Consider the following 13,644-nt stretch of genomic DNA (forward strand, 5'->3'; position numbering starts at 1 on the left):
TGTTTTTTGCCTTTCTTTCGGATTTCGCTTCTCATGTTTGCCCCATACCCTCTCGCGCCCGGGCGCAGCCTTGTTGGCCTGCTCGCGATGTTTGCTGCTGTCTCGACTCAGGCCGCTGGTTTTCTAGAAGACAGCAGCGCCAAAGTCGAAGCACGCAACGTCTACTTCAACCGTGACTTCCGTGATGGTCATACCAGTTCCAATCAGGGCGGATCGAAACGTGAAGAGTGGGCCCAGGGCTTTATTCTGAATGTACAGTCCGGCTATACCGAAGGCACTGTAGGATTTGGTGTTGATGCATTGGGTATGCTCGGGTTTAAACTCGACTCCAGCCCGGCCGACAGTAACAGTGGTCTGTTGCCGTCCAGCGGGCACGATCCGCGCCGTTCGGTAGACCAGTACGCGAAGATGGGTGTGGCCGGCAAGATGCGTTACTCGCAGACCGTGCTCAAGGTCGGTTCGATGATGCCGGACATGCCGTTGCTCAAGTACAACGACGGCCGTTTGCTGCCGACCCTGTTCCAGGGCGCGATGCTGACCTCGGAAGAGTTCAAGGACCTGAAGTTCACCGTGGCGCGCCTGGACAAGTACACCGCCCGGGACTCTACCGACCGCCAGGACATTCGTGTTCACTGCAAGAACAAACGCTACGCCTGCGATACCACTGCCGATCATTTCGACATGGCCGGCGTCGACTACAAGTTCAACGACCGCCTGAGTGCGCAGTACCAGGTGGCCAAACTTGAAAACATCTACCGTCAGCACTTCTTCGGCCTGGTCGCCAGCCAGCCGCTGAGTGTCGGCAGCCTGTCGGCAGACCTGCGCCTGATCAAGAGCGATGACATCGGCCGCGCGCGTGCCGGCGATATCGATCACCGCGCCTTCAGCGGCATGCTCGGTTATAGCCTGGGCGGGCACAAGATCAGCGCCGGCTGGCAGCGCATGTACGGCGAGAATGCCATGCCATACCTGGATGGCAGCAACCCGTACCTGGTCAACTACGCCCAGGTCAACGACTTCGCTGCGGCCCAGGAACGTTCCTGGCAGCTGCGCTACGATTACGACTTCAAGGCCATGGGTGTACCGGGCCTGAGCTTCTTTACCCGCTACATCAACGGCGACCATATCAAGGTCCCGGGCAGCCTGGCCGAGGGCAAGGAGTGGGAACGCGACAGCGAGCTCAAGTACCAGATCCAGAGCGGCACCTTCAAGGATGTCAGCGTACGCCTGCGTAACTCGACCTACCGCAGCAACTACGAGAAGTATGCCCGTGACATGGACGAAACCCGGGTGATCGTCAGCTACAACTTCTCGATCTTCTAACCAACAGTACGTTGCCATTGCGCGCCGGCCAGCCGACTATAGGGGCTGGCCGGGCCATGGAAACGACGTGCGATGAAACAACTGCTGTTGATTGGGATCGGGCCGGGCAATCCGCGCCAGATCACCCTTGAAGCCATCGACGGGCTCAACCGTGCCCAGGTGTTCTTCGTGCTCGACAAGGGCGCGGTCAAGGATGAGTTGCTGCAACTGCGCAAAAACATCCTTGAGCGTTTTGTCGATCAGCCCAGGTATCGCCTGGTGCAGGTCGATGACCCGCTGCGCGATGGCGCGGCCAGCGACTATGTCGGCGCGGTGCAGGCGTGGCACCAGCAGCGTGCGGCGCTGTATGCCAACCTGATCGACAACGAACTGGCTGACGGCGAATGCGGGGCTTTCCTGCTCTGGGGCGAGCCGACGCTGTATGACAGCACCCTGCGCATTCTTGAGTTGGTACAGGCCGCAGGCTTGCCGCTGAGCCTTGAAGTGATCCCTGGCATCAGCAGCGTCCAGGCCCTGGCCGCCGCTCACCGCATCCCCTTGAACCGTATTGGTGAACCCCTGACTGTGCTGCCCGGGCGGCGCCTGGCTGAACAGCCACGCATCGACAACCTGGTGGTCATGCTCGATGGCCAGTGTGCCTTTGCGGCGCTGGATGATCCGCAGTTGCACATCTATTGGGGCGCTTACCTGGGCACGGCAGACCAGATCCTGATTGCCGGGCCGCTGCTCGAGGTCAAGGCGCAGATCCTCGCCGCCCGTGAACAGGCACGGGCGCGCAAGGGCTGGATCATGGACACTTATCTGCTGCGTCGGCCGCTGTAGCCAGGCGGTTCTTGGCCTCGATCCACTGGGCCATGTACTGGGTGCTCTTGTGCTGGTGGTGACGGAGCATGGCGCCGGTGAAGTTGAACAGCCGGTGCTGGTCGAGGTCGGCCAGGGCGTACTCGATGCGCTCGACCAGGGCGCTGGCGTGCTGGCGCCGGTCGTAGCGTGCGCCGAGCAAGCGGCGCGCGTCCTGCTGAGCCTGGTTCCAACGTGTTTCGTCGCTGTACAGGGTGGCAGCGGCTTCGGCCAGGCCTTCGGCGGTCTCGGCGATCGCCCCAGGCCAGGGCAGGGCGCCGTGCATGGCTTCGGCGCCGATGGGGGTGGTCACGCTGGGCGTGCCGCATTGCATGGCGTCGGTAAGCTTGCCCTTGATCCCGGCGCCAAAGCGTAGCGGAGCCAGGCAGATGCGTGCGTTGCTCATCACTTGCAGGGCGTCTTCGGCCCAGTTCATGATGTGAAAGCCTTCGCCCGGTTTATGCAGGGCGGTGGCCTTGGGTGGAGTGTAGGCGCCGTAGATATGCAACTGCGCTTGCGGCAGGCGTCGACGGATCATCGGCCACAGGCTGTTCTTCATCCACAGCACGGCATCCCAGTTCGGTGCATGGCGAAAGTTGCCGATGCTGAGGAAATGCGCACGCTCGGCGAACGGTTTGAACGGCTCGCTGGGCGCATCGAGCATCAACGGGCACCAGTGCAGCAGGTGCTCGGGCACGCCGAAGCCATTGAGCAGCAGGTCGATCTCGACATCGGAGATCATCAGACTCAGATCGCTGCGGTAGATGGCGGCGAGTTCGCGCAGGGTCAGGTCGGCGCTGGCCATCTGCCGATAGAGGTCGGGGCCGGACGTGTTGAATAGCGCGCGAAAGTCATTCGGGTCCAGGCCCTCGACCAGGCGCCTGCGCAGCAATTGCTGGCGGGCATCGCGCAGGCTTTGCAGGTCGGAGGTTTCCAGCACGCGCAGGGCGTTGGGGCAGTGCTTTTCGACGCGCCAGCCGAACTGCTCTTCCATCATGAAACGGTCGAACAGCACCACGTCCGGGGCCAGTTCGCTGACAAAGCGGTCGAAGCGGCTGTCGTTGAGGGCGATGGCCTGTTCGGCAATGCCCAGGCTGGCCAGGTCGGCCTTGTGCTCGCCGATGGCTGCGGGGCTGCTGAAGGTAATGCGCCAGCCGCGCTGCACGAAGCTTTCAAGGATCTGCATCATGTGCGAGCCGGCAGCCGATGAGCGTGGCTCGGGCCAGACGTAGCCAATGACCAGGACGTTGAGGGCGCGGGTGAGCATGGCGATCGGGGACCTTGGCAAAAGCGCGTATTAAAGCAGATTCCGTGGGAGCGTCGCACCGCCGCTCCCACTTCCACTTATCCTTGAACTGCCTGGAGAATGCCCTGCACCTTGTCGCGCAACTGGTCAATGCTGAACGGCTTGGCGATCTGATGCATGCCAGCCGGCACCTCCAGATTGTCGCCATAGCCACTGGCAAACAGCACCGGCAATGCCGGGCGCAACTTCCGGGCCTCGACGGCCAAGGCCTTGCCGTCCATGTCCGGCAGGCCGACATCGGTCATCAGCAACGCCAACGGTTGTTGCAGATCTTTCAATGTCTCCAGTGCCGCTTGAGCATCGGCAGCCTCGAGCACCTGATAGCCAAGCTCTACCAGCACCTCGACCGTCAGCATGCGCACGATAGCGTCATCTTCGACGACGAGCAGGGGCTGGGGTGTCTGCGGCATGGCGGGCTTCCTGTACAAAAAGTCTGTGCATTATCTGTAAGCCGGGCACGCCTTGAGGTTCCCTCTGCGCTGAAAAAAGCTTCCCGAATGAGCAGCATAGCGGTCTATCAGAAAGCAGGGAACGTTTGCGCAAAGTACCGCTCAAATGCTGGCTAAATGCCCTACCAGAATGGCCAAAGACGATTAGACTCGGAGTAGGAAAGGCTGGCAGAGTGGCCTCTCCAGCGGAAAATAGAGCGTTCACTCGAAAATCCGCCACACTCTTTCGTTTGCTTCCTTTGCTCGGGCGTCTTGAGATGATTCAACCAGCCTCAATCGATCAGCGTAGCTTCCGTAAACTGTTGACCCGCAACATCGGCCTGCCCCTGGGGGTTGGACTGCTCAGTGCCGTGGTGTTCGTGACCATCATCAGTTACCTGTTGTCGGCCATTCAACGGGTCGAGCATACCGACCGGGTGATCAACAACGCCAACGAGACGGTCAAACTCTCGATCGACATGGAAACCGGCATGCGCGGCTTCCTGCTCACCGGCGAAGAGCGCTTCCTGGACCCCTATGCAGTGGCCAAGCCGCAGGTGGTGGCCGGGATCAAAGGCCTGGAGCAACTGGTGGCTGACAACCCGCAACAGGTCGATCGCCTGGAACGTGTGCTGGGCCTGCAGGAAGAATGGAACGCCTTCGCCAACACGATGATCAGCCTGCGCCGTGACAACGGCAATTATCGCGAGGCTATCGGTTCAGGGCGGGGCAAGCGCCTGACTGATCAGATCCGCAAGGAATTCGACGCGTTCATCGCCATGGAGCAACAGTTGCGGGTGGCACGCAACGACAAGGTCAATACCACCACCCTGGTGTCGATCTCCGTGTACCTGGTGTTTGTCATCCTGCTCAGCGCCCTGCTGGCCTACCTGGGCCGCCGCGACCTGTTGGCGCTGTCCAGCCGCTACGCCAGCAGCCTTGAGTCGCAGCAACGCGCCAACCAGCACCTGGAGCGCCAGGCCTGGCTGCGTACCGGGCAGACCGAGCTGGCCGGCCAGGTACTGGGCCAGTTGACCCTGCCGATGCTCGGCAACAATATCCTGTGCTTCTTTGCCGGTTACCTGGGCAGCGCCGTGGGTGCCCTGTATGCCCGCGACGAGCACGGTGGTTTGCGCCGGGTGGCCAGCTACGGGCTGTCAGCCGAACAGGCTGCGCAGGATCAGGTCGTCGGCAGTCAGGAAGGTGTTCTGGCCCAGGCAGTGATTCAGGAGCGCTTGCTGCGCCTGGACGATCTGCCGGCTGACTATTTCAAGGTCAGCAGTGGCCTGGGCGAGGGTTTGCCACGTAGCGTGCTGGTGATACCAACCCGCAACGACGGGCAAGTCAATGGCGTGGTCGAGCTGGGCTTTTTGCGCAGCCTGGATGAGCGCGAGCTCGAGTTCCTCGAGCTGGTTGCCGGCAACCTGGGCACCTCGATCGAAAGCGCGCGCTACCGCCAGCGCCTGCAAGAGGTGCTGGCTGAAACCCAGCAGCTCAACGAAGAGTTGCAGGTCCAGCAGGAAGAGCTGAAAACTGCCAACGAGGAGCTTGAAGAACAGTCGCGGGTACTCAAAGAGTCCCAGGCCCACCTGGAAATCCAACAGGCCGAGCTTGAACAGACCAACGAGCAACTGGCCGAGCGCACCGAAGCGCTGGCCGAACAGCGTGATGTCCTGGATCGCAAGAACGGCGAGCTGAACGAGGCCCAGGTCGAGCTGCAGGAGCGCGCCGAAGAGCTGCAGCGCTCAAGCAAGTACAAGTCCGAGTTCCTCGCCAACATGTCCCACGAGCTGCGTACGCCGCTCAACAGTTCGCTGATCCTGGCCAAGTTGCTGGCCGAGAACGCCGAAGAGAATCTGACCGACGAGCAGGTCAAGTTTGCCGAGTCGATCTATTCGGCGGGCAATGACCTGCTCAACCTGATCAATGACATCCTCGATATCGCCAAGGTCGAGGCCGGCAAGCTTGAAGTGCGTCCGGAAACCACCCACGTGGCGCGACTGACCGAAGGCTTGCGCACGCTGTTCGAGCCGCTGGCCAATGAGAAGCAACTGAGCTTCACTGTTTCGGTCGAGCCGCAGGTGCCGCCGACCCTGTACACCGACCGCCAGCGCCTGGAGCAGATCCTCAAGAACCTGCTGTCCAACGCCGTGAAGTTCACCGAGCGCGGCGAGGTGAGCTTGAGCGTTGGCTGGCAGGCCGGCGCGGGTATCGTTTTCTCGGTACGCGACAGCGGCATCGGGATTGCCGCCGATCAGCAGCAGAGCATTTTCGAAGCGTTCCACCAGGCCGATGGCACCACCAATCGCCGCTACGGCGGTACCGGCCTCGGGTTGTCTATCTCAAGGGACCTGGCGCAGTTGCTCGGCGGCCAGATCAGCCTTGACAGCAGCCTGGGCAAGGGCAGCGTGTTCAGCCTGCTGCTGCCGGAACGTTACGAGCCGATTGTCGATCAAGGCCCGGCGGTGATCGTGCATCAGCCCGCCGTGGTGCTCGCCACGCCAGCACCTGAAGAGGTGCCAGAGCCAGCGCCATGCCAGACGCCGAGTTTTGCCGACGACCGCGACCAGGCGCCATTCAGCAACCGCTGCATCCTGGTGATCGAGGACGAGCCGAATTTTGCCCGCATCCTCTACGACCTGGCCCATGAGCTGGGCTACAGCTGCCTGGTCGCCCAGGCTGCCGACGAGGGCTTTGAGCTGGCGGCCAGCTTCATCCCCGACGCGGTATTGCTGGACATGCGCCTGCCGGATCATTCCGGGCTGACCGTGCTGCAGCGGCTCAAGGAGCAGGCCAGTACCCGGCACATTCCGGTGCATGTGATCTCGGTCGAGGACCGGGTCGAGGCGGCGCTGCACATGGGCGCCATTGGCTACGCGGTAAAACCGGCCACCCGTGAAGAACTCAAGCAGGTGTTCGCCCGCCTTGAAGCCAAGCTGACCCAGAAGCTCAAGCACATCCTGCTGGTCGAGGATGACGACCTGCAGCGCGAGAGCATCGCCCGCCTGATCGGCGACGAAGACATCGAGATCACCGCCGTGGGCATGGCCCAGCAAGCCCTGGACCTGCTGCGCGAGAATATCTACGACTGCATGATCATCGACCTCAAGCTACCGGACATGCTCGGCAACGAGCTGCTCAAGCGCATGTCCGACGACGACATCCGCGCGTTCCCGCCGGTGATCGTCTACACCGGGCGCAACCTGACCCGCGAAGAAGAGGCCGACCTGCTCAAGTACTCGCGCTCGATCATCATCAAGGGCGCGCGTTCGCCTGAGCGCCTGCTCGATGAAGTGACGCTGTTTCTGCACAAAGTCGAATCCAAGCTGTCCCATGAACGACAGCGCATGCTCAAGACCGCGCGCAGCCGCGACAAGGTCTTCGAAGGGCGCAAGCTGCTGCTGGTGGATGACGACGTACGTAACATCTTTGCCCTGACCAGCGCCCTGGAGCACAAGGGTGCGATTGTCGAGATCGGGCGCAATGGTCGCGAAGCCATCGAGCGCCTGGAGCTGCACGAGGACATCGACCTGGTGCTGATGGACGTGATGATGCCGGAGATGGACGGCTATGAAGCCACCCGTCTGATCCGCAAGGACCCACGCTGGCGCAAGCTGCCGATCATCGCCGTCACCGCCAAGGCGATGAAGGATGACCAGGAGCGTTGCCTGCAAGCCGGGGCCAACGACTACCTGGCCAAGCCCATCGACCTGGACCGCCTGTTCTCGCTGATCCGTGTCTGGCTGCCGCAACTGGAGCGAATTTGAGTATTGAACGCAACACTGATATTGAAATCCGGCTGTTGATCGAGGCGATCTACCTCAAGTACAGCTACGACTTTCGCGATTACTCCGGCGCCTCGATCAAGCGCCGGATCCAGTACGCCTTGCGTCAGTTCGACTGCAAGACCGTCTCGGCCCTGCAGGAGCGGGTGCTGCACGACCCGGGCATGTTCATGCAGTTGCTGCAGTTCCTGACCATCCCGGTCAGCGAGATGTTCCGCGACCCCGAGCACTTGCTCGCGGTACGCCAGGAAGTGGTGCCGCTGCTGCGCACCTGGCCGTCGATCAAGATCTGGATCGCCGGCTGCAGTACCGGCGAGGAGGTCTATTCGATGGCCATCCTGTTGCGTGAGGAGGGCTTGCTGGAACGCACCATCCTCTATGCCACCGACATCAACCCCAGCGCCCTGGAGAAAGCCAAGCAGGGCATCTACAGCATGCAGAACATGCGCCTGTACGCCGAAAACTACCGCAAGGCGGGCGGGCAGGGCGAGCTCAGCGACTACTACACCGCGGCCTATGGCAACGCCATCGTCGACAGCAGGCTGCGCGACAACGTGACCTTCGCCGACCACAGCCTGGCGACCGACAGCGTGTTCTCCGAAACCCAGTTGATCTCCTGCCGCAACGTGCTGATCTACTTCAACAAGTCCCTCCAGGACCGCGCCTTCGGCCTGTTCCACGAGTCGCTGTGTCATCGCGGCTTCCTGGTGCTGGGCAGCAAGGAAACACTGGACTTCTCGGCCTATTCCGACAAGTTCGAGGCGCTGGTCAAGCCCGAACGGATCTACCGCAAATCATGAACGGGGTTCAGGCGATTGCCCTTGGCGCCTCGGCAGGGGGCGTCACTGCCTTGCTCACGGTGTTGCACGCCTTGCCGCCAGCGTTTCGCATTCCGATGCTGTGTGTGCTGCACCTGCCGGACGATCGCCATAGCCATCTGGCCGAGGTTCTTGGCCGAAGGCTCAAACGCCCGGTGCATGAAGCCCGTGACAAGGAGGACATCGCTCCCGGCACCCTCTACGTCGCCGGGCCGGGGTATCACCTGTCAGTGGAGCGCGACCACAGCCTGTCGTTGAGCCAGGAAGAGCGCGTGCATTTTTCCCGGCCGTCGATCGACGTGTTGTTCGAGTCGGCGGCCGACGCCTACGGCCCGGGCCTGTTCGGGGTGCTCCTGACCGGCGCCAATGAGGACGGTGCCCACGGCCTGGCACGGATCAAGCAACAGGGCGGGCGCACTGTCGTGCAGGACCCCGCGCAGGCGCAAGCGTCGACCATGCCGCGTGCGGCGCTGGCGTTGCACCAGCCCGACTACATACTCCCCTTGAATGGCATCGGGCAATTGCTCGCCAGCCTGGAAGCCCCTGAATGCTAAGGCACATACCAGCAAAACTGCTGATCGTCGATGACCTGCCAGAGAACCTGCTGGCCCTGGAGGCATTGATCAAAGGCGAAGACCGCGAGGTGCACCAGGCCCAGTCTGCCGATCAGGCCCTGGCACTGTTGCTCGAACACGAGTTCGCCCTGGCGATCCTTGATGTGCAGATGCCCGGAATGAACGGCTTCGAACTGGCTGAGCTGATGCGCGGCACCGAGAAGACCAAGAACATTCCCATTGTCTTTGTCAGCGCCGCCGGGCGCGAGATGAACTACGCCTTCAAAGGGTATGAAAGTGGCGCGGTGGATTTTCTGCACAAGCCTCTGGACAGCCTGGCGGTCAAAAGCAAGGTGGCGGTGTTCGTCGACCTGTTCCGCCAGCGCAAGGCCCTTGGTCAGCAACTGGAAGCCCTGCAGCGCAGCCGCGAGGAACAGGAACAGCTGCTGGCGCAGTTGCAGGTAACCCGCCGCGAGCTCGAACATGCTGTGCGCATGCGCGATGACTTCATGTCGATCGTCTCCCATGAAGTGCGCACGCCGTTGAACGGCCTGATCCTGGAAACCCAGCTGCGTAAGCTGCACTTGGCCAAGGGCAACGCCGATGCCTTCACCCTGGACAAGATGCGCGCCATGGTCGAGCGTGACGAGCGGCAGATCAACAGCCTGATCCGCTTGATTGAAGACATGCTCGATGTCTCGCGGATCCGCACCGGCAAGCTCTCCATTCGCCCTGGCCAGTTCGACCTGGGGCAATTGGTCGGCGGCTTGATCGAAAACTTCCAGGCCCAGGCCGCGGCCGCCGAGTCGCAGATCGAATTCAACGCGGGTGTAACGCTGGCGGGGATGTGGGATGAGTTCCGGATCGAGCAGGTGGTCGCCAACCTGCTGACCAACGCCCTGCGCTACGGGGCGAAAAGCCCGGTGCAGGTGCGCACCTTCGAGCAGGGCGGCATGGCCTGTGTCGAGGTGCGCGACCATGGCATCGGCATCAGTGAGCACAACCAGCAACGGATCTTCCAGCAGTTCGAACGGGTCGCCTCCAGCCAGAGCAGCGCGGGGCTGGGCCTTGGCCTGTATATTTCCGAGCAGATCGTCCTGGCCCATGGCGGCAGCATCAGCGTGCACAGCGTCGAGGGTGAGGGCGCGACCTTTACCGTGCGTCTGCCGCTGCCGCAGGCATTGCGTGAAAATGGCCGGTCGCAGATTCAGGAGCAGTTGCGCTAGTGTCCTGGTGACGCTTCCCACGCCATCCATCACGGGTGGCTGATTTCCCTCGCCGTGCAAAAAGCGTCCGATAGCTACCTTGTGAGTCGCCACAGGGAACAGACACATGCGCTTTATCGTTCGGCAGGGGGACGCTACCAGTACCGGTGGTGAGGTACGCGGTGGTTGTGCACAACATCCGCTAGGTGGTCGGGCCATTGCACGAATGGGCGACCCGTCTATTGCCCGCGCTGCCGGCGCAACGGTGAGATTGCCCAGGGCAATCCAGCCTACAGGGTTCGTGGCCAACCGGTGGCCGGCGAAGGTCTGTGCGCACTGGCGTCGGCTCGGGGACGTACGTAAGCGGCAGTGACCTGCCCAAAATGATCCGTGTACGATGGCAGTCGCTGGCTGAAATGAAAACCTACGACGTGATCATCGAGATCCCGGAATCCGTTCGCAAGGCCATGTTGACGCCGGATAGGGTCAATTGCCGATTGGACGACAAGGTGGTTCCTCAGTACCGAAACTACCTTACCATCGGCCTGGCCCCAGGCGGCATCGCCCAAACCTGGCTACGGGGTGTTTGCCTGGACCGTATCCAGGTCACCCGCGCTGTCGGTCGCATCGTGCCATCGGGAGACAGCTACCTGCCACTGGAACCCGAGTCCCAAGCCTACATCGACGCCCATGGCATTCCCTACGGCGCCTGGTGACTCATGCCATCGAATTCAGGCTTTCACCGCGCAAGGTCCGCTCGATCCCGCCCAACAGCATGCTTTCCATCAGCGCCAGGCCCTGGGCCTGGGGCAGTTGCGAGGCTTGCAGCCAGCCGGGCAGGCTGTTGAGCAAGTTGGCGATGACATGGGCAGTGACTTCAAGTGCCTTGCCGCGCAAGGTTGCCTTGGGCACTAACAGACGCAGCAGAGCGCTTTCATACTGTTGACGCAATTGGCCGATGTGAACCTGTTGCTCAGCACTCAGGCAGCACAGGTCACGCTCGGCCAGACGAAACTGCAGCGGCCGCTCGGCATGCAAGCCCCAGTGGGCGGCAATCACCTCGCCCAAGGTCTGCTGCTGGGCTCGGCGTCCCGGGTTGAGCGTGGCCAACAACTCCTCGAACAGCTCTTCGATCAGATCGAACAGCAAGTGTTGTTTGCTCGGAAAGTGGTGGTACAAGGAGCCTGCCGTCAGCCCCAGGTGCGCGGCCAGTTCACGCATGCTGACCTGGCCGAACCCCTTCTCGGCGAACAACTCCAGTGCCTTGTCACGCCGCTCTTCAAAGTTCGCACAGCGCAAAGCGGCGTCCATGGCAGGGCTCCCTAGTAGGTGAAGAAACCGCGACCGCTCTTGCGCCCCAGGTAGCCGGCGGCAACCATTTCCTTGAGCAGCGGAGCAGGGCGGTATTTGCTGTCGTTGTAGCCTTCGTGGAAGGCTTCGATGATCGCCAGCAGGGTGTCCAGGCCGATCAGGTCGGCCAGGGCCAGCGGGCCGATCGGCTGGTTGCAGCCCAGGCGCATGCCGGTGTCGATGTCTTCGGCGCTGGCCAGGCCTTCCTGGAGGACGAAGATCGCTTCGTTGATCATCGGCACCAGGATGCGGTTGACCACAAAGCCTGGGCGGTTGCCGGCACTGATCGGCGTCTTGCCGACTTTCTCGGTCAGGGCCAGAGCCTTGGCGTAGGTGGCATCACTGGTTTGCAGGCCGCGAATGATCTCGACCAGGGCCATCATCGGCACCGGGTTGAAGAAGTGCACGCCAATAAAGCGCTCAGGCAGGCTGACCGCCGCGCCCAGTTGGGTGATCGACAGCGACGAGGTGTTGGTGGCAATCACGCACTGGTCGCTGACGCTGGCGGCGATTTGCTTGAGGATGCGCAGCTTGAGCTCGAGGTTTTCGGTGGCGGCCTCAATGACCAGCCCGGCCTGCTGCAGCTGCCCGTAGTCGGTGCTGGTGCGAATCCGCACCAGCGCCGCTTCGGCGTCTTCAGCGGTGAGGGTCTGCTTGCTGACCTGGCGCTCGAGGTTCTTGCGCAAGGTGGCTACGCCGCGCTCCAGGGCCGCGTCGGTCACATCGATCAGGGTGACCTGGTAACCGGCCAGCGCACAGACCTGGGCAATACCGTTGCCCATGGTGCCGGCGCCGATCACGGCAATATTTTCAATACTCAACTTAAACTCCTTGCTCAAACGCGTTCGAAGACGATGGCGATGCCCTGGCCGCCACCGATGCACATGGTTGCCAGCGCGTAGCGGCCCTGAATGCGCTGCAGTTCATGGATGGCCTTGGTGGCGATGATAGCGCCTGTGGCGCCGACCGGGTGCCCCAGGGAAATGCCCGAACCGTTGGGGTTGACCTTTTCCGGGTCGAAGCCCAGTTCACCGGCAACCGCACAGGCCTGTGCGGCGAAGGCTTCGTTGGACTCGATCACATCGAGGTCGGCGACGCTGAGGCCGGCCTTGTCCAGTACCTTGCGGGTTGCCGGTACCGGGCCCAGGCCCATCAGTTCGGGCTCGACGCCAGCGTGGGCGTAGGCTACCAGGCGCGCCAAAGGCTGCAAGTTATGGCGTTTGACGAAGTCACCGGTAGCCAGCACCAGTGCCCCAGCACCGTCGTTCAGGCCACTGGCGTTGCCGGCGGTGACGGTACCGTCTTTCTTGAACACGGCCTTCATGCCAGCCAGCTGCTCGGCGGTTACTTCGCCGCGTACGTGCTCGTCGACCTCGAAGCGTACCGGGCCTTTGCGGCCGGGAATCTCGATCGGCACGATCTGGCTGGCGAAGCGGCCTTCGGCGATGGCGCGGGCGGCGCGGCGCTGGCTGGTCAGGGCCAGTTCATCCTGCATCTGGCGGGTGATGCCATTGCGCTCGGCAACGTTCTCGGCGGTGATGCCCATATGAAAGCCGGCGAACGGGTCGTGGAGGATGCCGAGCATATAGTCGACGCCCTGCAGATCACCCATGCGCGCACCCCAGCGGGCTTGCGGCAGCAGGTAAGGGCCACGGCTCATGGATTCGGCGCCGGCGGCGACAACCGCTTCGGCATCGCCCAGCAGCAGGCTTTGCGCGGCTGAAACGATGGCCTGCAGGCCCGAGCCGCACAGACGGTTGACATTGAAGGCCGGGGTTTCCTTGGGAATGCCGGCGTTCATCGCCGCGACCCGGGCCAGGTAAGCGTCGCGCGCCTCGGTCGGAATGACGTTGCCCATGACCACATGGCCGATCTGTTCTGGCGCCACACCGGCGCGCTCGATGGCGGCGCGGGTCACGCTGCTGGCCAGATCCGCCAGGGGCAGGTCCTTGAGGGCGCCGCCGAAGCTGCCGATGGCCGAGCGTACGGCGCTGACTACGTAGATGTCCGGGGTATTCATGATCGACTCCAGTGT

12 protein-coding genes are annotated in these 13,644 nt (G+C 62.4%); 7 read left to right on the plus strand and 5 right to left on the minus strand.

Annotated elements, in window-relative coordinates:
* Window positions 1–33 precede the first annotated feature (33 nt).
* Both NLX68_RS12615 and cobF read left to right on the plus strand, forming a co-directional pair.
* Window positions 34–1,323, plus strand: coding sequence for an OprD family porin (locus tag NLX68_RS12615; RefSeq protein WP_254284257.1), 1,290 nt, complete (start codon window positions 34–36; stop codon window positions 1,321–1,323).
* Window positions 1,324–1,395: 72 nt separating this feature from the next.
* On the plus strand, window positions 1,396–2,145 hold the full coding sequence (gene cobF, locus NLX68_RS12620) for a precorrin-6A synthase (deacetylating) (protein ID WP_254284258.1): 750 nt from the start codon (window positions 1,396–1,398) through the stop codon (window positions 2,143–2,145).
* Here the strand turns inward: cobF and NLX68_RS12625 are convergent.
* Both NLX68_RS12625 and NLX68_RS12630 read right to left on the minus strand, forming a co-directional pair.
* Entirely contained in the window at window positions 2,111–3,430 is a 1,320-nt protein-coding gene (locus NLX68_RS12625) for a glycosyltransferase (RefSeq protein ID WP_254284259.1), read from the minus strand. The two genes, cobF and NLX68_RS12625, sit on opposite strands and share 35 nt — an antisense overlap.
* Before the next feature lie 77 nt (window positions 3,431–3,507).
* Window positions 3,508–3,879, minus strand: a complete 372-nt coding sequence (locus tag NLX68_RS12630; protein ID WP_254284260.1) for a response regulator — start codon at window positions 3,877–3,879, stop codon at window positions 3,508–3,510.
* A gap of 296 nt (window positions 3,880–4,175) precedes the next feature.
* On the opposite strand from NLX68_RS12630, the gene NLX68_RS12635 reads away from it, so the two are divergent.
* The 5 genes from NLX68_RS12635 to NLX68_RS12655 all read left to right on the plus strand — a co-directional run bounded on the left by NLX68_RS12635 (window position 4,176) and on the right by NLX68_RS12655 (window position 10,975).
* Window positions 4,176–7,664 carry a response regulator gene (locus tag NLX68_RS12635; RefSeq protein ID WP_254284261.1) on the plus strand — a complete coding sequence of 1,163 codons (3,489 nt, stop codon included), beginning with the start codon at window positions 4,176–4,178 and terminating at the stop codon, window positions 7,662–7,664.
* Window positions 7,661–8,482 (plus strand): protein-glutamate O-methyltransferase CheR, encoded by an 822-nt coding sequence (locus tag NLX68_RS12640; RefSeq protein WP_254284262.1) that lies wholly within the window; start codon window positions 7,661–7,663, stop codon window positions 8,480–8,482. Before NLX68_RS12635 ends, NLX68_RS12640 begins: the two co-directional genes overlap by 4 nt.
* Window positions 8,479–9,054, plus strand: a complete 576-nt coding sequence (locus tag NLX68_RS12645; RefSeq protein WP_254284263.1) for a chemotaxis protein CheB — start codon at window positions 8,479–8,481, stop codon at window positions 9,052–9,054. The genes NLX68_RS12640 and NLX68_RS12645 overlap by 4 nt, the downstream gene beginning before the upstream one ends.
* Entirely contained in the window at window positions 9,048–10,280 is a 1,233-nt protein-coding gene (locus NLX68_RS12650; protein WP_254284264.1) for a hybrid sensor histidine kinase/response regulator, read from the plus strand. Before NLX68_RS12645 ends, NLX68_RS12650 begins: the two co-directional genes overlap by 7 nt.
* Window positions 10,281–10,588: 308 nt before the next feature.
* Window positions 10,589–10,975, plus strand: a complete 387-nt coding sequence (locus NLX68_RS12655; protein ID WP_367949530.1) for a DUF2931 family protein — start codon at window positions 10,589–10,591, stop codon at window positions 10,973–10,975.
* Between the two features lies 1 nt (window position 10,976).
* Here NLX68_RS12655 and NLX68_RS12660 read toward each other — a convergent pair whose 3' ends face one another.
* Genes NLX68_RS12660 through NLX68_RS12670 form a run of 3 tightly spaced genes read right to left on the minus strand, consistent with a single transcriptional unit; the run spans window position 10,977 to window position 13,629 of the window.
* Window positions 10,977–11,570: a TetR/AcrR family transcriptional regulator gene (locus tag NLX68_RS12660; protein ID WP_010221976.1), complete on the minus strand. Its 594-nt coding sequence runs from the start codon at window positions 11,568–11,570 to the stop codon at window positions 10,977–10,979.
* An 11-nt stretch (window positions 11,571–11,581) separates the two neighbouring features.
* Complete coding sequence (locus tag NLX68_RS12665) at window positions 11,582–12,430, minus strand: 3-hydroxybutyryl-CoA dehydrogenase (protein WP_254284266.1); 849 nt, start codon at window positions 12,428–12,430, stop codon at window positions 11,582–11,584.
* Between the two features lie 14 nt (window positions 12,431–12,444).
* Complete coding sequence (locus NLX68_RS12670; RefSeq protein ID WP_254284267.1) at window positions 12,445–13,629, minus strand: acetyl-CoA C-acyltransferase family protein; 1,185 nt, start codon at window positions 13,627–13,629, stop codon at window positions 12,445–12,447.
* Between the last annotated feature and the right edge of the window lie 15 nt (window positions 13,630–13,644).

The sequence above is a fragment of the Pseudomonas sp. SBB6 genome (genome assembly GCF_024213215.1).
Lineage (GTDB): Bacteria > Pseudomonadota > Gammaproteobacteria > Pseudomonadales > Pseudomonadaceae > Aquipseudomonas > Aquipseudomonas donghuensis.

Bases quoted from the DNA above. Each gene is read 5' to 3' on its own strand.
- NLX68_RS12615 (WP_254284257.1), top strand. From the start codon at position 34: ATGTTTGCCCCATACCCTCTCGCGCCCGGGCGCAGCCTTGTTGGCCTG.
- cobF (WP_254284258.1), top strand. From the start codon at position 1,396: ATGAAACAACTGCTGTTGATTGGGATCGGGCCGGGCAATCCGCGCCAG.
- NLX68_RS12625 (WP_254284259.1), bottom strand. From the start codon at position 3,430: ATGCTCACCCGCGCCCTCAACGTCCTGGTCATTGGCTACGTCTGGCCC.
- NLX68_RS12630 (WP_254284260.1), bottom strand. From the start codon at position 3,879: ATGCCGCAGACACCCCAGCCCCTGCTCGTCGTCGAAGATGACGCTATC.
- NLX68_RS12635 (WP_254284261.1), top strand. From the start codon at position 4,176: ATGATTCAACCAGCCTCAATCGATCAGCGTAGCTTCCGTAAACTGTTG.
- NLX68_RS12645 (WP_254284263.1), top strand. From the start codon at position 8,479: ATGAACGGGGTTCAGGCGATTGCCCTTGGCGCCTCGGCAGGGGGCGTC.
- NLX68_RS12650 (WP_254284264.1), top strand. From the start codon at position 9,048: ATGCTAAGGCACATACCAGCAAAACTGCTGATCGTCGATGACCTGCCA.
- NLX68_RS12660 (WP_010221976.1), bottom strand. From the start codon at position 11,570: ATGGACGCCGCTTTGCGCTGTGCGAACTTTGAAGAGCGGCGTGACAAG.
- NLX68_RS12670 (WP_254284267.1), bottom strand. From the start codon at position 13,629: ATGAATACCCCGGACATCTACGTAGTCAGCGCCGTACGCTCGGCCATC.